The 25,254-nt window shown below is 60.7% G+C and carries 24 protein-coding genes; 15 read left to right on the forward strand and 9 right to left on the reverse strand.

Features of this window, described 5'->3' with window-relative positions:
* Positions 1-50: 50 nt before the first annotated feature.
* Positions 51-1,280: a phosphoglycerate dehydrogenase gene (serA, locus tag AC07OF_RS08175; RefSeq protein WP_157190751.1), complete on the reverse strand. Its 1,230-nt coding sequence runs from the start codon at positions 1,278-1,280 to the stop codon at positions 51-53.
* A gap of 172 nt (positions 1,281-1,452) precedes the next feature.
* Between serA and AC07OF_RS08180 the strand changes: the two genes are divergently transcribed.
* The 4 genes from AC07OF_RS08180 (at position 1,453) to AC07OF_RS08195 (ending at position 5,635) form a co-directional block, all read left to right on the forward strand.
* Complete coding sequence (locus AC07OF_RS08180; protein ID WP_157190752.1) at positions 1,453-2,850, forward strand: FAD-binding oxidoreductase; 1,398 nt, start codon at positions 1,453-1,455, stop codon at positions 2,848-2,850.
* A gap of 41 nt (positions 2,851-2,891) precedes the next feature.
* Positions 2,892-3,557, forward strand: a complete 666-nt coding sequence (locus AC07OF_RS08185; protein WP_157190753.1) for a fumarylacetoacetate hydrolase family protein — start codon at positions 2,892-2,894, stop codon at positions 3,555-3,557.
* A gap of 148 nt (positions 3,558-3,705) precedes the next feature.
* Positions 3,706-4,638: an SdiA-regulated domain-containing protein gene (locus AC07OF_RS08190; protein ID WP_157190754.1), complete on the forward strand. Its 933-nt coding sequence runs from the start codon at positions 3,706-3,708 to the stop codon at positions 4,636-4,638.
* Positions 4,639-4,729: 91 nt separating this feature from the next.
* Positions 4,730-5,635 (forward strand): SdiA-regulated domain-containing protein, encoded by a 906-nt coding sequence (locus tag AC07OF_RS08195; protein ID WP_157190755.1) that lies wholly within the window; start codon positions 4,730-4,732, stop codon positions 5,633-5,635.
* Here the strand turns inward: AC07OF_RS08195 and rpiA are convergent.
* Positions 5,622-6,296 carry a ribose-5-phosphate isomerase RpiA gene (gene rpiA / locus AC07OF_RS08200; protein ID WP_157190756.1) on the reverse strand — a complete coding sequence of 225 codons (675 nt, stop codon included), beginning with the start codon at positions 6,294-6,296 and terminating at the stop codon, positions 5,622-5,624. The genes AC07OF_RS08195 and rpiA overlap by 14 nt on opposite strands.
* 136 nt (positions 6,297-6,432) lie before the next feature.
* Here rpiA and ilvA point away from each other — a divergent pair, with 136 nt between their 5' ends.
* Complete coding sequence (gene ilvA, locus AC07OF_RS08205; protein ID WP_157190757.1) at positions 6,433-7,947, forward strand: threonine ammonia-lyase, biosynthetic; 1,515 nt, start codon at positions 6,433-6,435, stop codon at positions 7,945-7,947.
* A 38-nt stretch (positions 7,948-7,985) separates the two neighbouring features.
* Positions 7,986-8,414 carry a DUF2269 domain-containing protein gene (locus tag AC07OF_RS08210; RefSeq protein ID WP_157190758.1) on the forward strand — a complete coding sequence of 143 codons (429 nt, stop codon included), beginning with the start codon at positions 7,986-7,988 and terminating at the stop codon, positions 8,412-8,414.
* A gap of 96 nt (positions 8,415-8,510) precedes the next feature.
* Here the strand turns inward: AC07OF_RS08210 and AC07OF_RS08215 are convergent, their stop codons facing one another.
* Positions 8,511-9,167 carry a histidinol-phosphatase gene (locus AC07OF_RS08215; protein ID WP_157190759.1) on the reverse strand — a complete coding sequence of 219 codons (657 nt, stop codon included), beginning with the start codon at positions 9,165-9,167 and terminating at the stop codon, positions 8,511-8,513.
* A 140-nt stretch (positions 9,168-9,307) separates the two neighbouring features.
* Between AC07OF_RS08215 and AC07OF_RS08220 the strand changes: the two genes are divergently transcribed.
* Both AC07OF_RS08220 and ptsP read left to right on the forward strand, forming a co-directional pair.
* Positions 9,308-9,787 (forward strand): RNA pyrophosphohydrolase, encoded by a 480-nt coding sequence (locus AC07OF_RS08220; RefSeq protein WP_010222140.1) that lies wholly within the window; start codon positions 9,308-9,310, stop codon positions 9,785-9,787.
* Positions 9,788-9,809: 22 nt separating this feature from the next.
* Positions 9,810-12,089 (forward strand): phosphoenolpyruvate--protein phosphotransferase, encoded by a 2,280-nt coding sequence (gene ptsP, locus AC07OF_RS08225; RefSeq protein ID WP_157190760.1) that lies wholly within the window; start codon positions 9,810-9,812, stop codon positions 12,087-12,089.
* A gap of 88 nt (positions 12,090-12,177) precedes the next feature.
* Here ptsP and AC07OF_RS08230 read toward each other — a convergent pair whose 3' ends face one another.
* Positions 12,178-12,924, reverse strand: a complete 747-nt coding sequence (locus AC07OF_RS08230; protein ID WP_157190761.1) for an NRDE family protein — start codon at positions 12,922-12,924, stop codon at positions 12,178-12,180.
* 129 nt (positions 12,925-13,053) lie between these two features.
* On the opposite strand from AC07OF_RS08230, the gene AC07OF_RS08235 reads away from it, so the two are divergent.
* The 3 genes from AC07OF_RS08235 to AC07OF_RS08245 are packed head-to-tail and all read left to right on the forward strand — an operon-like array spanning position 13,054 to position 15,679.
* Positions 13,054-13,836: a sulfite exporter TauE/SafE family protein gene (locus AC07OF_RS08235; protein WP_038605510.1), complete on the forward strand. Its 783-nt coding sequence runs from the start codon at positions 13,054-13,056 to the stop codon at positions 13,834-13,836.
* Between the two features lie 14 nt (positions 13,837-13,850).
* Positions 13,851-14,660: a prolipoprotein diacylglyceryl transferase gene (gene lgt, locus AC07OF_RS08240; RefSeq protein WP_342623881.1), complete on the forward strand. Its 810-nt coding sequence runs from the start codon at positions 13,851-13,853 to the stop codon at positions 14,658-14,660.
* 47 nt (positions 14,661-14,707) lie between these two features.
* Positions 14,708-15,679, forward strand: coding sequence for a thymidylate synthase (locus tag AC07OF_RS08245; RefSeq protein ID WP_191831210.1), 972 nt, complete (start codon positions 14,708-14,710; stop codon positions 15,677-15,679).
* A gap of 191 nt (positions 15,680-15,870) precedes the next feature.
* On the opposite strand, the gene AC07OF_RS08250 is transcribed toward AC07OF_RS08245, so the two are convergent.
* The 5 genes from AC07OF_RS08250 to cadR all read right to left on the reverse strand — a co-directional run bounded on the left by AC07OF_RS08250 (position 15,871) and on the right by cadR (position 19,003).
* The gene (locus tag AC07OF_RS08250; protein ID WP_495072752.1) at positions 15,871-16,236 is read right to left on the reverse strand and encodes a hypothetical protein; all 366 of its coding nucleotides are present in this window, start codon (positions 16,234-16,236) and stop codon (positions 15,871-15,873) included.
* Positions 16,237-16,467: 231 nt separating this feature from the next.
* Positions 16,468-16,860: a hypothetical protein gene (locus tag AC07OF_RS08255; RefSeq protein WP_495072753.1), complete on the reverse strand. Its 393-nt coding sequence runs from the start codon at positions 16,858-16,860 to the stop codon at positions 16,468-16,470.
* A complete protein-coding gene (locus tag AC07OF_RS08260; RefSeq protein WP_495072754.1) occupies positions 16,857-17,834 on the reverse strand; it encodes a hypothetical protein in 978 nt (325 codons plus the stop codon). The genes AC07OF_RS08255 and AC07OF_RS08260 overlap by 4 nt, the downstream gene beginning before the upstream one ends.
* 7 nt (positions 17,835-17,841) lie before the next feature.
* Positions 17,842-18,330, reverse strand: a complete 489-nt coding sequence (locus AC07OF_RS08265; RefSeq protein ID WP_342623884.1) for an Hcp family type VI secretion system effector — start codon at positions 18,328-18,330, stop codon at positions 17,842-17,844.
* Positions 18,331-18,559: 229 nt separating this feature from the next.
* On the reverse strand, positions 18,560-19,003 hold the full coding sequence (gene cadR / locus AC07OF_RS08270; protein WP_495072755.1) for a Cd(II)/Pb(II)-responsive transcriptional regulator: 444 nt from the start codon (positions 19,001-19,003) through the stop codon (positions 18,560-18,562).
* An 82-nt stretch (positions 19,004-19,085) separates the two neighbouring features.
* Between cadR and AC07OF_RS08275 the strand changes: the two genes are divergently transcribed.
* From AC07OF_RS08275 to AC07OF_RS08290, 4 genes are all read left to right on the forward strand, one after another.
* Positions 19,086-21,320 (forward strand): heavy metal translocating P-type ATPase, encoded by a 2,235-nt coding sequence (locus AC07OF_RS08275; RefSeq protein WP_495072756.1) that lies wholly within the window; start codon positions 19,086-19,088, stop codon positions 21,318-21,320.
* A gap of 7 nt (positions 21,321-21,327) precedes the next feature.
* Positions 21,328-22,197: a LysR family transcriptional regulator gene (locus tag AC07OF_RS08280; RefSeq protein ID WP_157190771.1), complete on the forward strand. Its 870-nt coding sequence runs from the start codon at positions 21,328-21,330 to the stop codon at positions 22,195-22,197.
* A 228-nt stretch (positions 22,198-22,425) separates the two neighbouring features.
* Positions 22,426-23,490, forward strand: coding sequence for a putative 2-aminoethylphosphonate ABC transporter ATP-binding protein (locus AC07OF_RS08285; RefSeq protein ID WP_157190772.1), 1,065 nt, complete (start codon positions 22,426-22,428; stop codon positions 23,488-23,490).
* A gap of 1 nt (position 23,491) precedes the next feature.
* Positions 23,492-25,216 carry a putative 2-aminoethylphosphonate ABC transporter permease subunit gene (locus AC07OF_RS08290; protein WP_157190773.1) on the forward strand — a complete coding sequence of 575 codons (1,725 nt, stop codon included), beginning with the start codon at positions 23,492-23,494 and terminating at the stop codon, positions 25,214-25,216.
* Positions 25,217-25,254: the final 38 nt, after the last annotated feature.

Below are 25,254 nucleotides of genomic sequence, written 5' to 3' on the forward strand. Positions count from 1 at the left end.
ATGAAAAAGGGAGGCCACCAGGGCCTCCCTTTTTTTGTCGTCAGAAAAACTTAGAACAGTACGCGGGAACGGATAGTGCCCTTGACGTGTTGCAGTTTTTCTTGCGCCAGATCCGAGTACTCGGCGTCAACGTCGATTACTACGTAACCGACTTTCTCGTTGGTCTGCAGGAACTGACCGGAGATGTTGATCGCGTTTTCGGCGAAGACTTTGTTGATCTCGCTGAGTACGCCCGGAATGTTTTCGTGGATGTGCAGCAGACGGTGCTTGCCCGGGTGCGCCGGCAGGGCCACTTCAGGGAAGTTGACCGACGAAACGGAAGTACCGTTGTCGCTGTACTTGACCAGTTTCTCGGCCACTTCCAGACCGATGTTGGCCTGGGCTTCGGCGGTGGAGCCACCGATGTGCGGGGTCAGGATCACGTTGTCCAGGCCACGCAGCGGGCTTTCGAACTGCTCGTCGTTGGAGCGCGGCTCGACCGGGAACACGTCGATGGCGGCGCCGATCAGGTGCTTGTCCTTGATCGCTGCAGCCAGGTGATCCAGCTCGACCACGGTACCGCGGGCGGCGTTGATCAGGATCGAGCCTTTCTTCATCGCGCGGATTTCTTTCTCGCCGATCATCCACTGGGTGGATGGCAGCTCAGGCACGTGCAGCGAGACGATGTCGGCCAGACCCAGCAGCTCGGTCAGGCTGGCGACCTGGGTAGCGTTGCCCAGTGGCAGCTTGGTCAGCGGGTCGAAGAAGAACACCTGCATGCCAAGGCTTTCGGCCAGGACCGACAGTTGGGTGCCGATCGAGCCGTAACCGACGATACCCAGTTTTTTGCCCCGGATTTCGAAGGAGTTGGCCGCGCTCTTGATCCAGCCACCACGGTGACAGGAAGCGTTTTTCTCCGGGATGCCGCGCAGCAGCAGGATCGCTTCGGCCAGCACCAGCTCGGCGACCGAACGGGTGTTGGAGTACGGCGCGTTGAACACGGCGATACCGCGCTCGCGGGCCGCGTCCAGGTCGACCTGGTTGGTACCGATGCAGAAACAGCCGACAGCGACCAGTTTCTTGGCGCAGTCGAAAACCTCTTCGGTCAGTTGAGTGCGCGAGCGGATGCCGATGAAGTGGGCATCGGCGATCTTTTCTTTCAGCTCAGCGTCGGGCAGAGAACCGGTGAGGTACTCGATGTTGCTATACCCGGCGGCCTTGAGGACGTCCACGGCGGATTGGTGGACGCCTTCGAGAAGAAGGAACTTGATCTTGCTCTTATCGAGAGAAGTCTTGCTCATCTGCGTAAACCTGTGTCCCGGAGAAAAATGGCAGGGAAGTGAAGCTCTCGCAGCATCGGCTTAAAGCTCGATCAGCGGGGGGCGTATGCTAGCATGAGTCCCCCCCGATACGCCCATCCCTGGCACGTGAAGAGTGCTCAGGGTGACTATGAATAGTTCGAGAGTTCTGTCGATGACCAATTCTGCGTTGCTTGATGAGCTGATGACCCTGGTTGAGCCCGGCAAGGTGCTGACCGATGCGGATTCCCTCGAGACTTACGGCAAGGATTGGACCAAACACTTTGCCCCGGCACCGCTGGCCATCGTGTTTCCCAAGAGCACCGAGCAGGTCCAGGCGATCGTGCGCTGGGCCAACCGGCACAAGGTCGCCCTGGTGCCTTCGGGCGGGCGTACCGGCCTTTCGGCGGCAGCGGTGGCGGCCAATGGCGAAGTGGTGGTGTCCTTCGACTACATGAATCAGATTCTCGCCTTCGATGAGTTCGACCGTAGTGTGGTCTGCCAGCCGGGCGTGGTTACCGAGCAACTGCAGAACTTTGCCGAAGACCAGGGGCTGTACTATCCGGTGGACTTCGCTTCTGCAGGTTCAAGCCAGATTGGCGGCAATATCGGCACCAATGCCGGCGGAATCAAGGTGATTCGCTACGGCATGACCCGCAACTGGGTGGCCGGCCTGAAAGTGGTCACCGGCACCGGCGACCTGCTGGAGCTGAACAAGGACCTGATCAAGAACGCCACGGGCTACGACCTGCGCCAGCTGTTCATCGGCGCCGAAGGCACCCTGGGTTTTGTGGTCGAGGCGACCATGCGTCTGGATCGTGCGCCGAACAACCTCACCGCGATGGTCCTCGGCACGCCGGATTTCGACTCGATCATGCCGGTGTTGCACGCCTTCCGCGACAAGCTCGACCTGACGGCTTTCGAGTTCTTTTCTGATAAGGCCCTGGCCAAGATCATGGGCCGTGGCGATGTTCCCGCGCCGTTCGAAACCCCGTGCCCGTTCTATGCCCTGCTGGAGTTCGAAGCCAGCACTGAGGAAGTGGCCAACGCCGCCCTGGCTACCTTCGAACACTGCGTGGAGCAGGGTTGGGTGCTCGATGGCGTAATGAGCCAGAGCGAGCAACAGCTGCAGAACCTGTGGAAGCTACGCGAGTACATCTCCGAAACCATTTCGCACTGGACTCCGTACAAAAACGACATATCGGTCACCGTGTCGAAAGTACCGGCTTTTCTCAAGGATATTGACGCGATCGTCGCAGAAAACTATCCGGATTTCGAAGTGGTCTGGTATGGCCACATCGGCGACGGCAACCTGCACCTGAACATCCTCAAGCCCGATGACCTGAGCAAGGACGAGTTCTTTGCCAAGTGCGCTACGGTGAACAAGTGGGTGTTCGAGATCGTGCAGAAGTACAACGGCTCGATTTCGGCCGAACACGGCGTGGGCATGACCAAGCGTGATTACCTCACCTACAGCCGTTCGCCCGTGGAAATTCAATACATGAAAGCGGTGAAGGCGGTGTTCGATCCGAACGGGATCATGAACCCGGGCAAAATCTTCGCTGTCGAGTAAGTCAAAGGCATAAGAGCTTCCAATAGCGCCAGGAGTCGGTAATGAGCTATCAGCACCAGTATGTAGACGGCACGCGTATTCACTTTCCCCTGGGCAAGGTGGTGTGCATCGGGCGCAACTATGCCGAGCACGCCAAAGAACTGGACAACCCGATCCCGACCGAGCCCCTGCTGTTTATCAAGCCGGGCAGCTGTGTGGTACCGATCAATAGCGGCTTCAAGATCCCGGCCGAGCGCGGTTCGGTGCACTACGAGGCGGAAATCGCCGTGTTGCTGGGCAAGTCGCTGTCTACCGAGCCGAGCGAAGAAGAAGTACTCGACGCCATTTCCGGCTTCGCGCCAGCCCTGGACCTGACCCTGCGCGACCTGCAGGCGCAGCTCAAGGACAAAGGCCTGCCGTGGGAGCGCGCCAAGTGTTTCGACGGCGCCTGTGTGCTGGCACCCTTTGTCGCCGGCAGCACCTTCGAGGACCTGGCCGATATCGGCATTCGCCTGACCATCAACGGCGAAGTGCGCCAGGACGGCAACAGCGCGCTGATGCTCAACCCGATCGTACCGATGATCCAGCACATGGCTTCGCAGTTCGGCCTGCAGGCCGGTGATGTGATCCTGACCGGTACTCCGGTGGGTGTCGGCCCGCTCAATCCGGGCGATGAGCTGGTGCTGGAATTGCCGGGTGTCAGCCGCTTCGAAAGCACAGTGTTGTAACCCGCCAGGGCAGCCAGTCACGCTGGCTGCCCTGCGCGCTGTCGGCTTTTGTCATTTTTTTCACAATCAATCCGGATAATGCTTGCGGATCTGGCTCTGCGAACGTGCCGGTAATGTGTTATTAACTGGCAAAAAGAGCAGCAATCCCATGGCCTCTCCCGTTCCATCCAGTAAATCCGTGCCGTCTGCGCGAAAGCGTGGGCTTGCCTTGCGTTGGTCGACCTGGTTGGCGGCGGCAGCGATCATCGGTTATGGCGTGGCGATTGCCATGCATTGGGACGATCGCGGTCTGTTGTGGTTGCAAGAGCGCTTTGAAAGCCCGGTCGAGCAGCAAGCCAGCATCTGGTTGCCGGACTACCAGGTCGATATCGATGCCAAGGTACTGCCGGGCATGGAAGATGACGAAGCCTCCGACCTGACCTACAACCCGGTCAGCAAAACCCTGTTCGCGGTCATGGGCAAGAACCCCTTCCTGGTCGAGCTGAACCTTGAAGGTGATGTGCTGCGCAAGATGCCGCTGGAGGGCTGGAGCAACCCTGAAGGTGTGGCGGTACTTGAGGGCGGGCGGCTGGCGATTGTCGATGAGCGTGATCACTCGCTGACCATCGTCACCCTGACTGCCGATACCCGTTCCCTGAATATCGCTGATTTCCCGCAGTACGATCTCGGCCCGTCGGAGAATCAGAACAAGGCGTTCGAGGCGATAGCCTGGGACCCTCGTCAGCAACGTATCGTCCTTGGCGAAGAGCGTCCGCCGGCGTTGTTCGCCTGGAGCAGCGATGGCCATAGCCCGCTGGCCGGTGACAAGCAGCCATTGCCAAACGAAGAGCTGGATCTGCGCAACCTCTCGGCCCTGGGCATCGACCCGCGTACCGGGCATATGCTGGTGCTGTCTGCCGATTCCAATATGTTGCTGGAGCTGGATGAGAACGGCGAGCAGGTCAGCTTCATGACCCTGCTGGGCGGCTTCAACGGCTTGAACAAACGCATTCCTCGGGCCGAAGGTGTGGCCATGGACGAGCAGGGCAACCTGTACATCGTCAGTGAGCCGAATCTGTTCTATCGTTTCCGTAAGCCCTGAGCTGAGATTCAGAACTTTCCTACTCGAAGATTAAGTTTGGCTTCAGTTGGGTATGGTTTGATTCAGGCTGTTCCTTGTCGAGTCTTCCTGAATGCGCCGCTACATCCGCCTGCCACTGATTTTCCTGGTTCTGAGCCTGTTCGCCCTGCTGCTGGTTATCGTGGCGGGGCAGCAGTACCGCCTGTTCGAGCGCGGCTGGTTCAATATCAAGACCTGGTGGCAGCCCTCCGAGCTGAGCATCGGTCTGGACCAGTACCGCGTGGCGATCGAGGCACAGCCCCTCGAAGGGCTGAATGACGATATCTCCGCACTCACCTTCGATCCGGACCGCAACAGCCTGTTCACCGTGACCAATCAGCGTTCGGAGTTGATTGAACTGTCGCTGGACGGGCGCGTACTGCGGCGGATACCGCTCACCGGTTTCGGCGATCCCGAGGCGGTCGAGTACGTCGGCCCCGGCAGTTATGTGATCACCGATGAGCGTGAGCAGCGCCTGATTCGTGTGCACCTCAACGACAACACGCTATTTCTTGATGCCAAGGATGCCGAGCAACTGACCTTGGGGATCGGTCTGAACGGCAACAAGGGCTTTGAGGGCCTGGCCTACGACTCGGTGGGCAAGCGCCTGTTCGTGGCCAAGGAGCGCGACCCGATGCTGATTTACGAGGTGCATGGCTTCCCCCACGAAAACCCTGAGCAGCCTTATGCGGTGCACGTGGTGCAGGACCAGAAGCGTGATTCACGGCTGTTTGTGCGCGATCTGTCGAGCTTGCAGTTCGATGAGCGCAGCGGCCATCTGCTGGCGTTGTCGGATGAGTCGCAGCTGGTGCTGGAGCTGGATGTGAAGGGTAAACCCTTGAGCAGTCTGTCACTGCGCAAGGGCTTTCAGGGCCTGAAACAGAGTGTGCCGCAGGCTGAAGGCATCGCCATGGACGATGCCGGGACCATTTACCTGGTCAGCGAGCCGAACCTGTTTTACGTGTTCAAGAAACCTTGAGGGTTTTCACCCCTTCAGAAGTCCCCAGCAACAGCAGATCCGCCGGCCGTGCCGCGAACAAGCCGTTGGTAACCACGCCAACAATCGCATTGATCTGGCTTTCCAGCTCCACCGGGTTGGTGATCTGCAGGTTATGCACATCGAGGATGATGTTGCCGTTGTCGGTGACCACGCCTTCACGATAGACCGGGTCGCCGCCCAGCTTGACCAGCTGGCGTGCCACGTGGCTGCGGGCCATCGGAATCACTTCGACCGGCAGCGGGAAGGCGCCCAGCACCGGCACCAGCTTGCTGGCGTCGGCGATGCAGATGAAAGTCTTGGCCACAGCGGCAACGATCTTCTCGCGGGTCAGGGCTGCGCCGCCGCCTTTGATCAGGTTCAGGTGCTCGTCGCTCTCGTCAGCGCCGTCGACGTAGAACTCCAGGTCGCTGACGGTGTTCAGCTCGTATACCGGAATACCATGACCCTTCAGGCGTGCAGCCGTCGCTTCGGAGCTGGCCACGGCGCCATCGAAGGCAGCCTTGTGCTGGGCCAGGGCGTCGATGAAGCAGTTGGCGGTCGAGCCGGTGCCGACGCCGACGATGCTCTTGTCGTCGAGCTTGGGCAGAATGAAATCGACAGCGGCCTGGGCGACAGCCTGTTTGAGTTGGTCCTGGGTCATGCGGGCTCCGAAGCGGGGAGGAGTATCGTGAAGGCGCGTAGTATAGCGGCTAAAACCCCGGACTTGCTGTGGTCGCCCGACAGGGCGCTGGGGTAGACTCGCAAACCCCGCCCAACCGCTCAGTGATGCTTTCCCGATGCTCGAACAGTACGTCAAGAAGATCCTCACCTCGCGCGTTTACGACGTTGCCGTCGAAACCCCGTTGCAGACCGCCGGCCAACTGAGCAAGCGCCTGGGCAACAACATCCTGCTCAAGCGCGAAGACTTGCAGCCGGTGTTCTCCTTCAAGATCCGCGGTGCCTATAACAAGCTGGCGCAGCTGACCCCTGAGGAGCTGGCCCGTGGCGTGGTCACTGCCTCGGCCGGCAACCATGCCCAGGGCGTGGCCCTGGCAGCGCGTGAACTGGGGATCAAGGCGACCATCGTCATGCCCAAGACCACCCCGGAGATCAAGGTCGAAGGCGTACGCTCGCGCGGTGGCAAGGTCGTGCTGCATGGCGACTCGTTCCCGGAAGCGCTGGCCTATTCGCTGAAGCTGGTCGATGAAAAAGGCTTCGTTTATATCCACCCCTATGACGATCCGCACACCATTGCCGGGCAGGGCACGGTGGCCATGGAGATCCTGCGCCAGCACCCGGGCCAGCTGGACGCGATCTTCGTGCCGGTCGGCGGCGGCGGTTTGATCGCCGGTATCGCGGCTTACGTGAAGTACCTGCGCCCGGAGATCAAGGTGATTGGCGTCGAGCCGGACGACTCCAATTGCCTGCAAGCCGCCATGGCTGCGGGCGAGCGGGTGGTGCTGCCGCAGGTCGGGCTGTTCGCCGACGGTGTGGCGGTAGCGCAGATCGGCCAGCACACCTTCGACATCTGCAAGACCTATGTCGATGAAGTGATCACCGTCAGCACCGACGAAATCTGTGCAGCTATCAAGGATATCTACGACGATACCCGCTCGATCACCGAACCTGCCGGCGCATTAGGTGTGGCCGGGATCAAGAAGTACGTCGAGCTCAAGGGCGTTCACGGCCAGACCCTGGTAGCCATCGACTCCGGTGCCAACGTCAACTTTGACCGCTTGCGCCATGTTGCCGAGCGTGCCGAGCTGGGTGAAGGCCGCGAAGCCATCATTGCCGTTACCATTCCAGAGCAGCCGGGCAGCTTCAAGGCGTTCTGCGAGGCGATTGGCAAACGTCAGATCACCGAATTCAACTACCGCTACCATGCCGATGGTGAGGCGCACATCTTCGTTGGCGTGCAGACCCATCCGGACACCGACCCGCGCAGTGCGCTGATCCACAGCCTGACCGAGCAAGGCTTCCCGGTACTCGACCTGACCGACAACGAACTGGCCAAGCTGCATATCCGCCACATGGTCGGCGGCCATGCCGCGCGGGTCAGTGACGAGCTGGTGCTGCGTTTCGAGTTCCCGGAGCGTCCGGGGGCGCTGTTCAACTTCCTCAACAAGCTCGGCGGGCGCTGGAACATCTCGATGTTCCATTACCGCAACCATGGCGCGGCCGATGGTCGCGTGGTGGCGGGGCTGCAAGTTCCGGATGATGAGCGCCATCTGGTGCCTGCCGCCCTGGCCAAGATCGGCTACCCGTACTGGGATGAAACCGATAACCCCGCGTACCGGCTGTTCCTGGGCTGAGCAGCTAAGCTCAGGACAGCTCACAAGGAAGCAATGACATGGAATACCTGACTACTCTCAAGGTCCTGCACATCTCGGCCACCGTGCTGTTGCTCGGTAGTGCCCTCGGTCTGGCGATCTGGGTCTGGCTGGCACGCCGTAAGGGCGACACGGCAGCAGCGAGCCGACTGATGCAGCGGCCGCTGGTGTTTGTCTGGCTGTTGATGGGTATCTGCCTGGTGAGCATGCCGTTCACCGGCTGGTGGCTGGTGCACCTGATCGGCTGGCCACTGGGCCAGACCTGGGTGCTGGGCTCCAGTGTGATCTACACCTTCGGCGCGTTCAGCTGGTTCTGGCTGCTGGAGCGGGTCAATCGCCTGCGCACGGCACCGACTGCGGGTAATCCGAAGTTCACCCTGGCGCTGGCGCTGTTCAGTGGTGTGTGTTTCATCGCTATCGCCGGCCTGATGGGCGCCAAGCCGGTCTGATTGCAGTGTCGCCATCGCCGGCAAGGCCGGCTCCCACAGGGTCGGATGCATTCCGCTTCATTGTGGGAGCCGGCCTTGCCGGCGATAGGGCCCCAATCAATCGCGCAGGCTGATCACCGGCCAACCACGCTTTTCAGCTTCGGCGCGCAGCTTCGGGTCCGGATCGACGGCGACCGGATTGGCCACCTGCTCCAGCAGCGGCAGATCATTCATCGAATCGCTGTAGAAATAGCTGCCTTCCAGGTTGAAGCCGTTTTCTTCCAGCCAGTGATTCAGACGCGTCACCTTGCCTTCACGGAAGCAGTGCACACCGGTACTGCGACCGGTGTAGCGACCGTCAACCATCTCGCATTCGGTGGCCAGCAGCGTCTCGACTTGCAGGCGCTTGGCAATCGGCCCGGTAATGAAACGGTTGGTGGCGGTGATGATCACCAGCTTGTCGCCGGCATCGCGGTGCTTTTTCAGCAGGGCCAGGGATTTGGGCAGGATGATCGGTTCGACGCAATCGCGCATGAAATCGGCATGCCATTCGTCGAGCTGGGCCATTTCGGTGTTGGCCAGGATCTCCAGGGTGAATTCCAGGTAGGCATTGAGGTCCAGCTTGCCGGCCAGGTAGTCCTGGTAGAACTCGTCGTTACGGTTCTTGTAGGCCACCGGGTCGAGAATGCCGCGCTCGCACAGGTAGTCGCCCCACGCGTGGTCGCTGTCGCCGCCGAGGAGGGTATTGTCCAGATCGAATAAAGCCAGGCGCATTTAAGTCACTCGCATAACATCTGAAAAGTCCCACAGAATACGGACTTTTCACATCGGTGCACATAAGGTAAACAGGCGCGTTGCTGGCCTTGTGGCCTTTGTGGAACAATGCCGTGACATGCGTTTGCGAGGTTGCTGCCGTGATCGACCCCGATGGTTTTCGCCCCAATGTCGGGATCATTCTGACGAATGATCTTGGGCAGGTGCTATGGGCTCGGCGGATCAACCAGGATGCCTGGCAGTTTCCCCAGGGCGGTATCAACCCTGAAGAGACGCCGGAAGATGCCCTGTACCGCGAGCTGAACGAAGAAGTGGGGCTAGAGCGCGATGATGTTGAAATTCTTGCCTGCACCCGCGGCTGGTTGCGTTATCGTTTACCCCAACGCCTGGTGCGGACGCACAGCCAACCGCTGTGTATCGGCCAGAAACAGAAATGGTTTCTCCTGCGCCTGGTCTCCAACGAGCAGCGGGTGCGGATGGATCTGACCGGGAAACCGGAGTTCGATGGCTGGCGCTGGGTCAGTTATTGGTATCCGCTGGGCCAGGTGGTGACATTCAAGCGCGAGGTTTACCGCCGCGCTCTCAAAGAGCTTGCCCCGCGCCTGCTGGCGCGCGACTGACGACGGAGTTCGACCCCGAGCCATGCTCAATACGCTGCGCAAGATCGTCCAGGAAGTTAACTCCGCCAAGGATCTCAAGACGGCGTTGGGGATCATTGTGTTGCGCGTCAAAGAGGCCATGGGCAGTCAGGTATGCTCGGTCTACCTGCTTGACCCGGAGACCAACCGTTTCGTGCTGATGGCCTCCGAAGGCTTGAACAAGCGTTCGATCGGCAAGGTCAGCATGGCCCCTAACGAGGGCCTGGTCGGTCTGGTCGGCACCCGGGAAGAGCCGCTGAACCTGGAAAACGCCGCCGACCACCCGCGTTACCGTTACTTCGCTGAAACCGGTGAAGAGCGTTTCGCCTCGTTCCTCGGTGCGCCGATCATTCACCACCGGCGGGTGGTCGGGGTTCTGGTCATCCAGCAAAAAGAGCGGCGCCAGTTCGACGAAGGTGAAGAAGCCTTCCTGGTGACCATGAGCGCTCAGCTGGCCGGCGTAATCGCGCATGCCGAGGCCACCGGCTCGATCCGTGGTCTTGGCCGTCAGGGCAAAGGCATTCAGGAGGCCAAGTTCGTTGGCGTGCCCGGTTCGCCCGGCGCTGCGGTGGGCAAGGCGGTGGTCATGCTGCCACCGGCCGATCTCGATGTGGTGCCGGACAAGTCGGTGGATGACATCGACGCCGAACTCAAACTCTTCAACAATGCGCTGGAAGGCGTTCGCGCCGACATGCGCAGCCTGTCCGCCAAACTCGCCACTCAGTTGCGCCCGGAAGAGCGCGCGTTGTTCGACGTCTACCTGATGATGCTCGAAGACGCGGCCCTCGGCGGCGAAGTGGTGCAGGTGATCAAGACCGGGCAGTGGGCCCAGGGCGCCTTGCGCCAGGTGGTGGGCGAGCACGTCAACCGCTTCGAGCTGATGGACGACGCCTACCTGCGCGAGAGGGCTTCCGATGTGAAGGATCTGGGCCGGCGTCTGCTGGCCTACCTGCAGGAAGCACGGCAGCAGACACTGGTCTATCCCGATAACACCATTCTGATCAGCGAAGAACTGACCCCGGCAATGCTCGGCGAAGTGCCGGAAGGCAAGCTGGTCGGCCTGGTTTCAGTTCTTGGCTCAGGTAACTCCCACGTCGCGATCCTGGCCCGGGCCATGGGTATTCCGACCGTGATGGGCCTGGTTGACCTGCCGTATTCGAAGGTCGACGGCATCGACATGATCGTCGATGGCTACAAGGGCGATGTCTACACCAACCCCAGCGACGTGCTGCGCAAGCAGTATGCCGAAGTGGTCGAGGAAGAGCGCCAGCTGGCCCAGGGCCTGGATGCCTTGCGTGAACTGCCGTGTATCACCCTCGATGGCCACCGTATGCCGCTGTGGGTCAACACCGGCCTGCTTGCCGATGTCGCCCGCGCCCAGCAGCGTGGTGCCGAAGGGGTCGGCCTGTACCGCACCGAAGTGCCGTTCATGATCAACCAGCGCTTCCCCAGCGAAAAGGAGCAGCTGGCGATTTACCGCGAGCAACTGGCGGCCTTCCATCCCTTGCCGGTGACCATGCGCAGCCTGGACATCGGTGGCGACAAGGCGCTGTCGTATTTCCCGATCAAGGAAGACAACCCGTTCCTTGGCTGGCGCGGTATCCGCGTGACCCTCGACCACCCGGAAATCTTCCTGGTGCAGACCCGCGCTATGCTCAAGGCCAGCGAAGGCCTGAACAACCTGCGCATTCTGCTGCCGATGATTTCCGGTATCCACGAACTTGAAGAAGCCCTGCACCTGATTCACCGGGCCTGGGGCGAGGTGCGTGACGAAGGCACCGACGTGCCGATGCCGCCGGTGGGGGTGATGATCGAGATCCCGGCTGCGGTGTACCAGACCCGCGAACTGGCGCGCCAGGTGGACTTCCTGTCGGTCGGTTCCAACGACCTGACCCAGTACCTGTTGGCGGTCGACCGTAACAACCCGCGGGTTGCCGACCTCTACGACTACCTGCATCCGGCCGTGCTGCAAGCCCTGCAGAACGTGGTGCGCGACGCCCATGCCGAAGGCAAGCCGGTAAGTATTTGCGGCGAGATGGCCGGCGATCCGGCGGCCGCAGTGCTGCTGATGGCCATGGGTTTCGACAGCCTGTCGATGAACGCCACCAACTTGCCGAAGGTGAAATGGATGCTGCGTCAGGTCAGCCTGAGCAAGTCCCAGGAGCTGCTGGCCCAGGCCATGGGCATCGACAACCCGCAAGTTATCCACAGTTCGCTGCAATTGGCCCTGAAAAACCTGGGGCTGGCGCGGATGATCAATCCGGGGTCGGCGAAGAATCTGTGATTCTCACAGGCATCGCCGGCAAGGCCGGCTCCCACAATGGAACAGTGTGCATCAGCTCCTGTGGGAGCCGGCCTTGCCGGCGATAGCGTCAGACCTGCAAATCCACTTCTCCCAGATGCCCGCCAAACGGCCCGAAACTGCGCTCCACCAATCGCCGCCGACCATCTGCCTCGACAATCAACACCGTACTGGCCCGCGTCCCGTAGTTCTGGCTGGCGATAAACACACTCGACAGTAACCGCTCGGTACTCAGCCCTACGCCGGTCTCCGGCAGTTCGCCGTCCGCCGCTTGCAGGTTATCCCCAAGCAACGCCAACAAGGCCTCGGGCTGCGGGTCGGCCAGATGTTGCGTCAACCCGGCACGGGCCTTGACCAGCTTCGGCCAGGGCGTATCCAGCCCGGCGTTGGACAGGCCATAAACACCTTCGCCAAGCAGCCGTACCTGCGCCTCACGGGCGCTCAGGTAGCCCAGTGCGCCGTTATCGCCCACCAGCAGATTGAACCCCGAATACTGCTGGCTGCGGCTGGCGACCTGGTCAAGATAGGCTTCGACCCCTAGATCACCCCGCAAAAAGGCTGCCACCAGCTCGCCCCGTGAACGTGCACCCAGGACTTGCTGCGGGTCGCGAATATTGGTCAGCGCGGCAAAACGCCCCGCTGGCCCTACGCCCAGCCAGGTACCGCCCGCTTCCAGGTCGCGCCCGGCATATACCCCGGGCGCATCGTCCCAGGCGCCCAGCATGCGGCTGGGACGGGCATAGAACTCATCGCGGTTGGCCGCGACGATCAGCGGCTGGGCATGCCCGGGCCGCCAGGCGAAAACGATCAGACACATAGGTGGACCTCTGTGTTTTTGCCCACTCTACCCATAGCGGCGGGTCTGATCCATCGACTAAGTGTGTCTTCACTAGAGCCGCAGGCCTCCCTTCCGTTACCATGCCGGACTGAATTGACGGGGGCGACAATGGAATTCGTGCTCTATTTGCTGCTGGGCGCCTGCGCAGGCGTGCTGGCCGGGCTGTTCGGCGTTGGCGGTGGCATCATCATCGTGCCGGTGCTGGTGTTCAGTTTCACCTTGCAGGGTTTCGATGCCTCGGTGCTCACCCACCTGGCGGTGGGCACGTCGCTGGCGACCATTGTCTTTACCTCGATCAATGCCATTCGCGAGCACCATCGCAAGGGTGCGGTGCAGTGGCCGATCTTTGTCTGGATGACCCTGGGGATCCTGGTCGGCGCCGGTATCGGTGCCAAGACCGCTTCGGCGATCCAGGGGCCGATGCTGCAGAAGATCATCGGCGTGTTTGCCCTGGTGATTGCCGCGCAAATGGCCCTGGACCTCAAGCCCAAGGCCAGCCGCAGCATTCCCGGCAAGCCCGGACTGACGGCCGCAGGTAGCGTGATCGGTTGGGCCTCGGCGATTTTCGGCATCGGTGGCGGCTCGTTGACCGTGCCGTTCCTGACCTGGCGCAGCCTGCCGATGCAGCAGGCCGTGGCAACGTCCTCGGCTTGCGGTTTCCCGATTGCCGTGGCCAGCGCGCTGAGTTTCATCTGGCTGGGCTGGCACGACCCGCACCTGCCGGCGCATAGCCTGGGCTTTGTCTATCTGCCCGCGCTGCTGGGGATCGCCCTGACCAGTATGTTTTTTGCCCGCTTCGGCGCGCGTCTGGCGCACAAATTGTCGCCACGCCTGCTCAAGCGGCTGTTCGCCGCGCTGCTGTTCTGCGTGGGCTTAAGCTTTTTGCTTTAACGAGAGGAGTCACCATGCTGCCTTACCCGCAGATAGATCCCGTGGCCGTTGCCCTGGGACCGCTGAAAATTCACTGGTACGGCCTGATGTACCTGGTCGGCATCGGCGGCGCCTGGCTGCTGGCCTCGCGGCGGCTGAACCGCTTCGACCCGACCTGGAGCCGCGAAAAGCTCTCGGACCTGGTGTTCTGGCTGTCGATGGGCGTAATCGTCGGCGGGCGCCTGGGTTATGTGCTGTTCTATGACCTGCATGCCTACCTGGCCAACCCGGCGCTGATCTTCGAAGTGTGGAAGGGCGGCATGTCGTTCCACGGCGGCTTCATCGGCGTAATGCTCGCGGCCTTGTGGTTCGGCAAGCGCAACAACAAGTCGTTCTTCGAGTTGATGGACTTCGTTGCGCCGCTGGTGCCGATTGGCCTGGGCGCCGGACGGATCGGCAACTTCATCAACGCTGAGCTGTGGGGCAAGGCCACTGATGTGCCATGGGCCATGGTCTTCCCGCCGTTCAGCGATCCGGCGCAATTGCCGCGTCACCCGTCGCAGCTGTACCAGTTCGCCCTGGAAGGTGTGGCATTATTCCTGATCCTTTGGCTGTACTCGCGCAAACCGCGCCCGACCATGGCCGTTTCCGGCATGTTCGCGCTGTTCTACGGTATTTTCCGTTTCATCGTAGAGTTTGTGCGGGTACCCGATGCCCAGCTTGGCTACATCGCCTTCGGCTGGTTGACCATGGGTCAGTTGCTCTGCGTGCCGATGATTGTCGGTGGCATCTTCCTGATCTGGTGGGCCTACAACCGCAAACCCACGGTCAAGGCCGCCGTTTGATTTTCCACGGCAGGGCGATCCCCTGCCGTCTTTGCTACAGGTAAGCCATGAAACAGTATCTAGATCTGGTCCGCGACGTCATCGAAAACGGCACCCTGCAAGGTAACCGTACCGGTATCCGCACCATCAGCCTGCCTGGCGCCATGCTGCGCTTCGACCTGCAGAAAGGCTTTCCGGCCATCACCACCCGCAAGCTGGCGTTCAAGTCGGCCATCGGTGAAATGGTCGGCTTCCTGCGCGGCGTTAAAAATGCCGGCGAGTTCCGTGAACTGGGCTGCAAGGTCTGGGACCAGAACGCCAACGAAAACGCCCAGTGGCTGGCCAACCCGTTCCGCCAGGGGCATGACGACCTCGGCGAGATCTACGGCGTGCAATGGCGCCAGTGGCCGGCCTACAAGCGTATCCCGCTGAGCAACCCGGCCGCGATCGAACTGGCGCAGAGCCAGGGCTTCCAGAAAATTGCCGAAGCCGAAGAAGACGGCGAAGCCTTTGTGGTGCTGTACAAGGCCATCGACCAGATTCGCCAGTGCATCGACACCATCCACAAAGACCCGGGCAGCCGCCGCATCCTGTTCCACGGCTGGAACTGCGCGCAGCTCGACGAAATGGCCCTGCCGCCGTGCCACCTGCTGTACCAGTTCCACCCGAATGTCGAGACCAGGGAAATCTCCCTGACCCTCTACATCCGCTCCAACGACCTGGGCCTGGGCACACCGTTCAACCTCACCGAAGGCGCCGCACTGCTGTCGCTGGTCGGTCGCCTGACCGGCTACACGCCGCGCTGGTTCACCTACTTCATCGGTGATGCGCATGTGTACGAGAACCACCTCGACATGCTCAACGAACAGCTCAAGCGCGAGCCGCTGGCGGCGCCGAAGCTGGTGATCAATGATCGCGTGCCTGAGTATGCCAAGACTGGTGTGTACGAGCCGGAGTGGCTGGAGAAGGTCGAGCCGAGCGACTTCAGCCTGGAAGGTTACGAGCACCATGCACCGATGACGGCGCCGATGGCGGTTTGATTGGCTGCAACTGTCGGCAAGTTCACTTTTGCAGACAACCGCTAACCTTATCGCGGGATTGGCCTGCGATAAGGTTGGTCCTGTTTGAGCAGGCTATCGAGGCTCTATGAATTTAAAGAGAGCCTTCTTCTTCCCGCAAGGTGAGTTGGCGGACGCTTGCCGCTATAAAGCTAAGGCCAGTCAGTTAAGGCTCAGGGCTGTGCATAATAGGAAATGACCATCGCGGCTGACAGCACGATGTGAATGCACAACAGGCTTACCAGCAACCGTCTCATCCGCGTCGGGAAGCGTTTCACTTCATCAAAGTCGATCAACCCTCTGCGCACGAAGATCCTAGGTGTGGCCAACACCATAGAGATCAATCCCGTGCGCATGACCTTGCCCAGCAAGCCTGCATGCTGATAAATATTTTTATTGCCTGTCACGAAGGCGCAATTCGTCAGCAATGACTCAAAGCGCTCGGTGTATTTATGGGCAATGTAACACTGCACGATGATAGCCAGCCCCATAGGGGCGAAGATCAGCAGCGCAACCAGTCCTGGATCGACTTCATTCATTCCGATACCACACGATACAAAAAGTCACCCAGCACCTCGCCTCTGTCACTACCGATGTCACCACCGATCTTTCCGCCCATCGCGTTACGAGCACCATGCGCCGATGACGGCACCGATGGCGGTCTGATTGACTGCAATTGTCGGCAAGTTCATTTTTGCAGATAATCACTAACCTTATCGCGGGATTGGCCTGCGATAAGGTTGGTCATATTTGCGCAAGCTATCATCACTTTAGGAAATAAGAGTAGAAGACCCTATAAAATAAGAGTGAATGCCAAATGCCATCCAGGCAGCACATACCAACATATGCAAGCTCCACGATATGACCAGCAGTCGCTTCAGATTATCCGGAAATTGCTTTTCCTCATCTGGATCTAATAGCCCTTTCTTTATGTATGCGTTTTTGAATATCAAGGCCATGGTAAGGCCGCCAATACGTATAGCTTTCCCCGGCAAGCCTGCTTGCGAATATATTGATCTGGTACCCACGACAATACTACTGTTGCTTAAATAAGCTTCCGCCTTTTCTGTGTAAGCATGTGCCACGTAGGCTAACCAAATTAATATAAAAAATGATGGTACTAAGACGAAGCCTGCAATTAGGCCTATAGGTACCTGAGTCATTTAGTATATTCCCCATATAAATACTCACCGAACTGCTCGCCACCGGACTGTCCGATTTTGCCTCCTGCCCAACCTCCCACCGCCCCGCCTACGACACCGCACACTAGGGCTCCTAGGCCGCCACTGGCGATGCCTAAAACGATGATGCAGCCCTGTACTGCGGCATAGCCTCCTGCAACTCCTCCCCCGGCGCCCCCCGCTAATCCACCCACCAATGAGCTCCCCTCCACATACTTGGCCTTCCTGCACTGCTCTTCCCGGCCCAATGAACAGGCTTTTTGAATACTAAGCGCGGTGGATGCGACCTCCAGTGCGGTACCTATGTAAGTACCTTTTTTCACAAATTTCGCAGCTTTGGCCACACCGCTGATCTTGCCGGCGTAGCCGTCGATTTCGCCCTTGTGCAGGAAGCTCTTCGTGGAAATGCCCAACATTCGCTTGATGGACCCCTGTTGCTGCAATCCGGCACCGTATGCCGCCACGTTGTCTAGCTGAGACCCCAGCTTGCCGAATAACACGGCACGCTCGACATAGAACTTGTCTCGAGCCGCTGGCGAGCCCGTACGCAAATATTCGTTATGGAGCTTTTCGATGTCGAGCAAGGATTTACGAATGGCTTCCAGGTGTTTGCTCCAGGCGTCACTTACCACCCCTGCGCCGAGGGCGCCATGGGCGAGCATGTTCTGGAGCAGGTCAAAGTTGTCCAGCAGAAAGTCGTCGGCGTCAGTGTTATTCGACAGCAGGGCGATATGAACTTCATTCGCCCTGGCCATCATGTAGGCCTCTTGGCTGGTACTTGATGGCGTGGACAGATCGCCGAGGATGACGAGCTCCCCCGCCAGCACAACGCTGTTGGCGATGTGGCTGTTGAGGGCTATGAATTTGCGATTCGCGATACCGGAAAGGTTAAGCCCGGCCCTCAAGGAATCGAAGGTCTGGGTTCTGGTATTGATAAAAACCTGAGGCTCAGCCATGTTCGCCTCACGAATACCGTTTGTTGCCAATTCGATCCCAGCCGCCTGCGACATTGCCGCCGCCGGCACCATCGCTACGCTTTTGCTGGGTGTAGGTGGTTTTGATGCGACCGAAATCCAGCTGCACTACTTCCTGAGGGACACCTGCACCAGCGTTTTGCATGTAGTCAGCGATGATGACTTGCTCAAGAACAATCTCGAAGTACTTGAGTTTGTCAGTGCCCGCACGACAAAGCGCCAAGGTCACTTCTTTCAAGTGCTCGCCTGCGCAACTGGCTTCCAGCAGCTTGCAGCTGGATTTATCCATTGCCTTGGTGAACGTGAATGCGGTCATGGTCGTGCGGCCAGAGGATGCGCCGCCCGCCGAGCTGGCGGTTGCGGAGGTGCTTTGGTGGGCCCCAAAGCTATAGCCGGTGATTTCAATCCAGTCCCGGTATGTTTCGTCCAGCGCTTCGCCAGGAATACCGTCGATTTTTATGAATGCGTCAAACGCCATAGTGCCACTCCTTGGTGATGGTCAATGCTCCGTGTCGGCGTACATCAGCGCGACGTCCTGAGGAAACTAGTCCTCATGAACCTTCTCAACAATGAGAAAGCGCGACAGCATTCGTAGGAGTGGTCTGAAAGCAGCTGGCTGTTCGGTGGGAGCGGGCTTGCCCCGCGATGAGATGTGAATGACAGACCGCTATCGCGGGGCAAGCCCGCTCCCACCGGGTGGTTTTTCGTCAGTGGCCGTGGCTTCTGCCTACATGTGAATGCTCGGCCTCGGGAGCCGTCACCGCACCATTGACCTCCAGATGCTGGAGGATCGAGCACTGCACTTCCTTGGGATGACAATGCTGGCGCAGCTCCAGCAATTGCGCCTGCAACGCCTGCAACCCTTCGATTCGCGCATTGACGTGCTGGATATGCTCGTCGATCAAGGCGTTGACGCTTTCACACTGGTCATCCGGGCTGTCGCGCAGGCGCAGCAGGCTGCGGATTTCTTCCAGGGTCATGTCGAGGGTGCGGCAGTTGCGGATGAAGGTCAGGCGCTCGACGTGGGCCTGGGTGTACATCCGGTAATTACCCTCGCTGCGCGCAGGCTCCGGCAGCAGGCTCTCCCGCTCGTAATAACGGATGGTTTCCACTGCGCAGTCGGTGGCTTTGGCCAGTTCTCCGATCTTCATCTGAAAATACCTCGGCAGGTTGCTTGACCCTATAGTGGCTACAGGGTGTTCACTTGGCAACAGGACATTTAAGGATGAACCCATGAACCAGCCTGTCAGCCATACCCCGGGTAAAGACCCGCATGATCACGCCAGCCATAAGCATGCCCACAGCTGCTGCTCCCACGATGCCGCACCCTCTCTGGTGCAGCTGAGTGAAGCGGCCAGTGGCGATGCGCGCCTGAGCCGCTTCCGGATCGAGGCCATGGACTGCCCGACCGAACAGACCCTGATCCAGAACAAACTGGGCAAGCTGACAGGCGTCGAGCAGCTGGAGTTCAACCTGATCAACCGTATCCTCGGGGTGCGCCACACCCACAGCGATACCCTGGCCATCGAGCAGGCGGTCGCTTCGCTGGGTATGCAGGCCGAGCCACTGACCGAGAGCAGCGAAGAACCTGCCGCGCCGCCGGCTCCGGGGAAAAAGCACTGGTGGCCGCTGGCGCTGTCCGGGGTTGCGGCCATTGCCGCCGAAGGCATTCACTTCGCCGAGCTGGCGCCTTCCTGGGTGGTGGCGCTGGTGGCGTTGGTGTCGATCCTCAGTTGCGGCCTGGGCACCTATAAAAAGGGCTGGATTGCCCTGAAGAACCGCAACCTGAACATCAACGCGCTGATGAGCATCGCCGTCACCGGCGCGGTGCTGATCGGCCAGTGGCCGGAAGCGGCCATGGTCATGTTCCTGTTTACCGTCGCCGAGCTGATCGAAGCGCGCTCGCTGGACCGTGCGCGCAATGCGATTGGCGGGCTGATGCAACTGAGCCCGGACATGGCCACGGTGCAGCAGGCTGACGGCCAGTGGCGTGAAATCGAGGTCAAGCAAGTGGCACTGGGCGCGCTGGTGCGAGTGCGCCCCGGTGAGCGCATCGGCCTGGATGGCGAGGTGGTCAGTGGCCAGTCGAGCATCGACCAGGCGCCGATTACCGGTGAGAGCCTGCCGGTGGAAAAAGGCCCGGGCGACAAGGTTTTCGCTGGCACCATCAACCAGGCCGGTGCCCTGGAATACCGGGTGACGGCAGCTGCCGGGCAATCGACGTTGGCACGGATCATCAAGGCCGTGGAAGAGGCCCAGGGTGCCCGTGCACCGACTCAACGTTTCGTTGACCAGTTCTCGCGGATCTACACCCCGGCGGTGTTCGCCTTTGCCCTGGCGGTTGCGGTGATACCTCCGCTGTTCATGGCCGGCGCCTGGTTCGACTGGATTTACCGCGCCCTGGTGCTGCTGGTGGTGGCCTGCCCATGCGCGCTGGTGATCTCCACTCCGGTGACCATCGTCAGCGGCCTGGCCGCAGCGGCGCGCAAAGGCATTCTGGTCAAGGGCGGGGTGTATCTGGAAGGCGGGCGCAAGCTCGATTTCCTGGCGCTGGACAAGACTGGCACAATCACCCACGGCAAGCCGGTACAGACCAATCATGTCGTGCTTGATCCGCTGTTCGAAGGCCGCGCCCAGGCGCTGGCTGCCAGCCTTGCCGACCGTTCCGATCACCCGGTGTCACGTGCCATTGCGGTATTGGCCAACGAGCAGCAACTGACCCTGAGTGAAGTCTCGGCGTTCGAAGCTCTGGCCGGTCGTGGCGTGCGCGGCGAAGTGGACGGTGAGCTGTACCACCTGGGCAACCATCGTCTGGTCGAAGAGCTCGGCCTGTGCTCGCCGCAGCTCGAAGCACAGCTCGATGCCTTGGAGCGTCAGGGCAAGACCGTAGTACTGCTGCTCGACAAGTCAGGCCCGCTGGCCCTGTTCGCGGTAGCTGACACCGTCAAGGACAGCAGCCGCGAGGCAATTGCCGAACTGCATGAGCTGGGTATCAAGACTGTCATGCTTACCGGCGACAATCCTCACACCGCTCAGGCCATCGCCGCTCAGGTCGGCATCGACCAGGCCCATGGCAACCTGTTGCCGGCCGACAAGCTCAAGACCATCGAGGACCTGTACGGCCAAGGGCATCGGGTCGGCATGGTCGGTGACGGCATCAACGACGCCCCGGCACTGGCGCGCTCGGAGATCGGCTTTGCCATGGCCGCGGCCGGTACCGACACGGCGATCGAGACCGCCGACGTGGCGCTGATGGATGATGACTTGCGCAAAATCCCGGCCTTCGTCAGGCTCTCGCGTCAGACCGCTACGATCCTGACCCAGAACATCGTGCTGGCGCTGGGAATCAAGGCAATCTTTCTGGCGATCACCTTCGCCGGCATGGCAACCATGTGGATGGCGGTGTTCGCCGATATGGGCGTGAGTTTGCTAGTGGTCTTCAACGGCCTGCGCCTGCTGCGAAAATAGAGGATGTATGTTGAGTTCCGAGTTGAAAGCCTTCTACATGGTTGCCCGCCTGGGCAGCATTACCCTGGCGGCGAAGAAACTCGGGCTCAGCCAACCGACGGTGACCACGCAGATCCGCAATCTGGAAAGCCAGTACGCGGTGGAGCTGTTCTACCGTGGCGGTCGGCGCCTGACCCTAAGCGATGACGGCGCGCGGTTGCTGCCGATGGTCAAGACCCTGTTGCAGCAGGAAGCCGATATCGAGTTCTTCCTGCGCAACAGTGGTCAGGGCCAGGGCAGTTTGCGCATTGCCGCCACCGCGCCGTACTACATCCTCGATCTGGTGAAGATCTTTCGCGAGCGCTTGCCGCAGGTGGAAGTTTCGGTGGAAATCGGCAACTCCCAGCAGGTGCTGGAGTTGCTGGAGGACTATCGCGTGGACCTGGCTGCTTCGTCACAGCTGCTGGAAGACGCGCGCCTGGTACGGCGGGTGCTGGGCACTGATCCATTGGTGGTGGCGGTGCATCGCAATCATCCATTGGCCAGCCGTGAATCGCTGCCGCTGTCGGCACTGGCCGGGCATTGTCTGCTGGTTCGTGAGCAAGGCTCGACGACACGCAAACTGACCGAGCAGATGCTGGAAGAGGCCGGGGTCAAGGTCGGTTCGATGCTGGAGATCGGCAGCCGCGAGTCGATCCGTGAAGCGGTGTTGCGCAACATCGGCATCAGCATCATTGCCCGTCATGAAGTGCCGCATAACCCTGAGCTGCGGGTGTTGAGCCTGGACAATGCGCCGGTGATGCATGAATACCTGTATTGCCTGAAGGAGCGCAGGCAGGCGCGGTTGCCTGCGGCTTTTCTGGGGTTGGCGCAGGAAGTGTCGGCGCTGGAGATATAGCAGGCGGGCGCTTTGCGCCCGATTCGCCGGCAAGGCCGGCTCCCACAGTGTCAGTGGTGAGTATCCATTGTGGGAGCCGGCGTTGCCGGCGATGCAAGGCGTAGCCTTGCCAACCCCCCGCCACACCAAAATCTGCCTATACCACTATCACCATCTTTTGCTTCCCAGCCACAGAACCTTCGCATTACCTCCCTAGCATGGCCCTCATTCGTTCGATGAGGTCCTGCCATGAACACTCCGGTCGCAAACCCAGGCGCACAGATGAAAGTGCGCGGTATCCACAAGCGCTTCGGCGCCTTTACCGCCCTGCAGGATGTCTCCCTCGACATCGCCGCCGGTGAACTGGTGTGCCTGCTCGGCCCGTCCGGCTGTGGCAAGACCACGCTGCTGCGCTGCATCGCCGGCCTCGAACGCCAGGACCGTGGCACCCTGTACATCGGCGATCGCGACATCTCCGAGTTGCCGCCCCAGGCCCGTGACTACGGCATCCTGTTTCAGTCTTATGCGCTGTTTCCGAACCTGACAGTTGAAGCCAACATCGCCTACGGTCTGGCCGGTAGCGGTCGTGATGAGGTGCGCCAGCGGGTGGCGCAGATGCTCGAGCTGGTCGGTCTGTCCGGCAGCGAGAAAAAGTACCCCGGCCAGCTTTCCGGTGGCCAACAGCAACGGGTAGCTCTGGCGCGCGCCTTGGCTCCGGCACCTTCGTTGCTGCTGCTCGACGAGCCGATGTCGGCCCTCGACGCCCGGGTTCGTGAGCACCTGTGTACCGAGCTGCGTCAGTTGCAACGCCAGTTGGGCATCACCACCCTGATGGTCACCCACAACCAGGACGAAGCCATGCTCATGGCCGACCGTATCGCGGTGATGAACAACGGTCAGGTCGAGCAATACGCCACGCCCCAGGAAATCTACGACAAACCCGCCACACCGTTTGTGGCCGAGTTCGTTGGCCAGGGCAACTGGCTGCCGTTCCAGCGCCACACCGACAGCCATGCGCAGGTCGGCGGCCTGAACATGCGCCTGGCCGACGGTGCCGGCCAGGCCCGCAGCGGTCGTTTGTTCTGCCGTCCTGAAGCGATCAGCGTCAACCCGCCGGTGCATGAAGAGAACCTGTTTCCGGCGCGGGTGCGCGAAATCACCTTCCTCGGTAACCGCTGCCGCATGAGTTTCGAGTTCAACGAGCTGCCGGGTCACGCACTGTTGGCCGAAGTCGCGCCGGAGTCGATGCCGCGCCTGGGTTCGCAGGACATCTGGGTCGCCCTGCCACCGCGCAGCCTGCAGGTGTTTGCCTGAGATGGCCGCGCCAATGGCCATGCCGATCGCGCAGGCGAAGGCAGCACAGCGCTCCGGCGCTTCACTGGGTGATCGACTGTTCGTGGTCGGCGGTAAATGGTTGCTGCTGCTCTTGCTGACGGTTGCGGTGCTGATGCCGCTGCTGGCGATCTTCTGGCGCGGCTTCAGCAGTGATGCCGGGCAGGGCGGTGGTCTGGTTGCCGCACGTGAACTGTTTGCCAGCGCCAACTTTCACTGGCTGTTGGGTAACAGCCTCAAAGTTTCGCTCAGCGTCGCCGCGATTGTGGTGCCGCTGGCCTACCTGTTCGCCTATGCTTTGCAACGCACGCTGATCCCCGGCAAGCGCATCTGGCGTGGCATTTCGCTGCTGCCCTTGCTGGCGCCGTCGATGCTGCCAGCCATTGCCCTGGTTTACCTGTTCGGCAACCAGGGGCTGCTGCGCGGGCTGCTCAGCGACAATATCTATGGCTTCTGGGGCATCGTCCTCGGTGAGGCCATCTACACCTTTCCACATGCCCTGATGATCTTGCTGTCGGCGCTGTCGCTGGCCGACGCGCGCTTGTTCGATGCTGCTTCGAGCATGGGCGCCGGTCCTTGGCGCGCCTTCCATAGCATCACCTGGCCGGCGACCCGTCAGGCGGTGTTCGCGGCGTTCTGCCTGGTGTTCACCCTGACCATCACCGATTTCGGTGTACCGGTAGTGGTTGGTGGCGACTATCAGGTGCTGGCGCTGGAAGCCTACAAGGCGGTGGTCGGTCAGCAGCAGTTCGGTCGTGGTGCGTTGATCGGCATGGTGCTGCTGGTACCGGCGCTGCTCAGCTTTACCGTCGATGCCTGGCTGCGCCGCCGTCAGGGCGATGCCATGAGTGGCCGTGCCCAGGTGTTCATCCCGCAGCCGTCGCGTCGTCGCGATGCCTGGTTCCTCGCTGTGGTGCTGACGGTCTGTGCGGTGTTGCTGTTGGTGGTGGGCATGGCGGTGTACTCGTCGCTGGTGACCTTCTGGCCCTACAACATGACCTTGTCGCTCAAGCACTATCAGTTCGATGAAACCGCCGGCGGTGGCTGGCTGGCTTACACCAACAGCCTGACCATGGCACTGGGAACCGCATTGATCGGCAGCGCGGTGATTTTCACCGGCGCCTACCTGATGGAAAAAACCAAGGGCCAGCGTTCACTCAATCTGCTGCTGCGCTTGCTCAGCTTCGTGCCGATGGCGGTACCCGGTTTGGTTCTGGGTCTGGGCTACGTGTTCTTCTTCAACCTGACCAGCAACCCGCTGCATGTGTTCTACGGCAGCATGGCGCTGCTGGTGGTGTGCACCATTGCTCACTATTTGACCACCGCAAACATGACCGCGACCACCGCCCTGCGCCAGCTCGACGGTGAGTTCGAAGCCGCTGCGCTGTCGCTCAAGGCGCCGCTGTACCGGCACTTTCTGCGGGTCACCGTACCGATCTGCCTGCCGGCACTGCTGGACATCATCCGCTACCTGTTCGTGTCGGCGATGACCACGGTGTCGGCGGCGATCTTCCTCTACAGCCCGGACACCATCCTCGCCGCCGTCGCCGTGTTGAACATGGACGATGCCGGCAACGTCGGCGGCGCGGCGGCGATGTCGACCCTGATTCTGCTGACCAGCGCCAGCGTTTCGCTGCTCCTGGCCTGGGCCTCGCGTGGCCTGCTGCAACGTTCCCAAGCCTGGCGCCAGCGCGCGCCGGGCCAGTGATTGCCTTACCCATCCCTCGTACCGTTCAAAGGAACCGC

The sequence above is a fragment of the Pseudomonas sp. GW821-FHT10B02 genome (genome assembly GCF_059415665.1).

Bases quoted from the DNA above. Each gene is read 5' to 3' on its own strand.
- serA (WP_157190751.1), bottom strand. From the start codon at position 1,280: ATGAGCAAGACTTCTCTCGATAAGAGCAAGATCAAGTTCCTTCTTCTC.
- AC07OF_RS08180 (WP_157190752.1), top strand. From the start codon at position 1,453: ATGACCAATTCTGCGTTGCTTGATGAGCTGATGACCCTGGTTGAGCCC.
- AC07OF_RS08185 (WP_157190753.1), top strand. From the start codon at position 2,892: ATGAGCTATCAGCACCAGTATGTAGACGGCACGCGTATTCACTTTCCC.
- AC07OF_RS08190 (WP_157190754.1), top strand. From the start codon at position 3,706: ATGGCCTCTCCCGTTCCATCCAGTAAATCCGTGCCGTCTGCGCGAAAG.
- AC07OF_RS08195 (WP_157190755.1), top strand. From the start codon at position 4,730: ATGCGCCGCTACATCCGCCTGCCACTGATTTTCCTGGTTCTGAGCCTG.
- rpiA (WP_157190756.1), bottom strand. From the start codon at position 6,296: ATGACCCAGGACCAACTCAAACAGGCTGTCGCCCAGGCCGCTGTCGAT.
- ilvA (WP_157190757.1), top strand. From the start codon at position 6,433: ATGCTCGAACAGTACGTCAAGAAGATCCTCACCTCGCGCGTTTACGAC.
- AC07OF_RS08210 (WP_157190758.1), top strand. From the start codon at position 7,986: ATGGAATACCTGACTACTCTCAAGGTCCTGCACATCTCGGCCACCGTG.
- AC07OF_RS08215 (WP_157190759.1), bottom strand. From the start codon at position 9,167: ATGCGCCTGGCTTTATTCGATCTGGACAATACCCTCCTCGGCGGCGAC.
- ptsP (WP_157190760.1), top strand. From the start codon at position 9,810: ATGCTCAATACGCTGCGCAAGATCGTCCAGGAAGTTAACTCCGCCAAG.
- AC07OF_RS08230 (WP_157190761.1), bottom strand. From the start codon at position 12,924: ATGTGTCTGATCGTTTTCGCCTGGCGGCCCGGGCATGCCCAGCCGCTG.
- AC07OF_RS08235 (WP_038605510.1), top strand. From the start codon at position 13,054: ATGGAATTCGTGCTCTATTTGCTGCTGGGCGCCTGCGCAGGCGTGCTG.
- lgt (WP_342623881.1), top strand. From the start codon at position 13,851: ATGCTGCCTTACCCGCAGATAGATCCCGTGGCCGTTGCCCTGGGACCG.
- AC07OF_RS08245 (WP_191831210.1), top strand. From the start codon at position 14,708: ATGAAACAGTATCTAGATCTGGTCCGCGACGTCATCGAAAACGGCACC.
- AC07OF_RS08250 (WP_495072752.1), bottom strand. From the start codon at position 16,236: ATGAATGAAGTCGATCCAGGACTGGTTGCGCTGCTGATCTTCGCCCCT.
- AC07OF_RS08255 (WP_495072753.1), bottom strand. From the start codon at position 16,860: ATGACTCAGGTACCTATAGGCCTAATTGCAGGCTTCGTCTTAGTACCA.
- AC07OF_RS08260 (WP_495072754.1), bottom strand. From the start codon at position 17,834: ATGGCTGAGCCTCAGGTTTTTATCAATACCAGAACCCAGACCTTCGAT.
- AC07OF_RS08265 (WP_342623884.1), bottom strand. From the start codon at position 18,330: ATGGCGTTTGACGCATTCATAAAAATCGACGGTATTCCTGGCGAAGCG.
- cadR (WP_495072755.1), bottom strand. From the start codon at position 19,003: ATGAAGATCGGAGAACTGGCCAAAGCCACCGACTGCGCAGTGGAAACC.
- AC07OF_RS08275 (WP_495072756.1), top strand. From the start codon at position 19,086: ATGAACCAGCCTGTCAGCCATACCCCGGGTAAAGACCCGCATGATCAC.
- AC07OF_RS08280 (WP_157190771.1), top strand. From the start codon at position 21,328: ATGTTGAGTTCCGAGTTGAAAGCCTTCTACATGGTTGCCCGCCTGGGC.
- AC07OF_RS08285 (WP_157190772.1), top strand. From the start codon at position 22,426: ATGAACACTCCGGTCGCAAACCCAGGCGCACAGATGAAAGTGCGCGGT.
- AC07OF_RS08290 (WP_157190773.1), top strand. From the start codon at position 23,492: ATGGCCGCGCCAATGGCCATGCCGATCGCGCAGGCGAAGGCAGCACAG.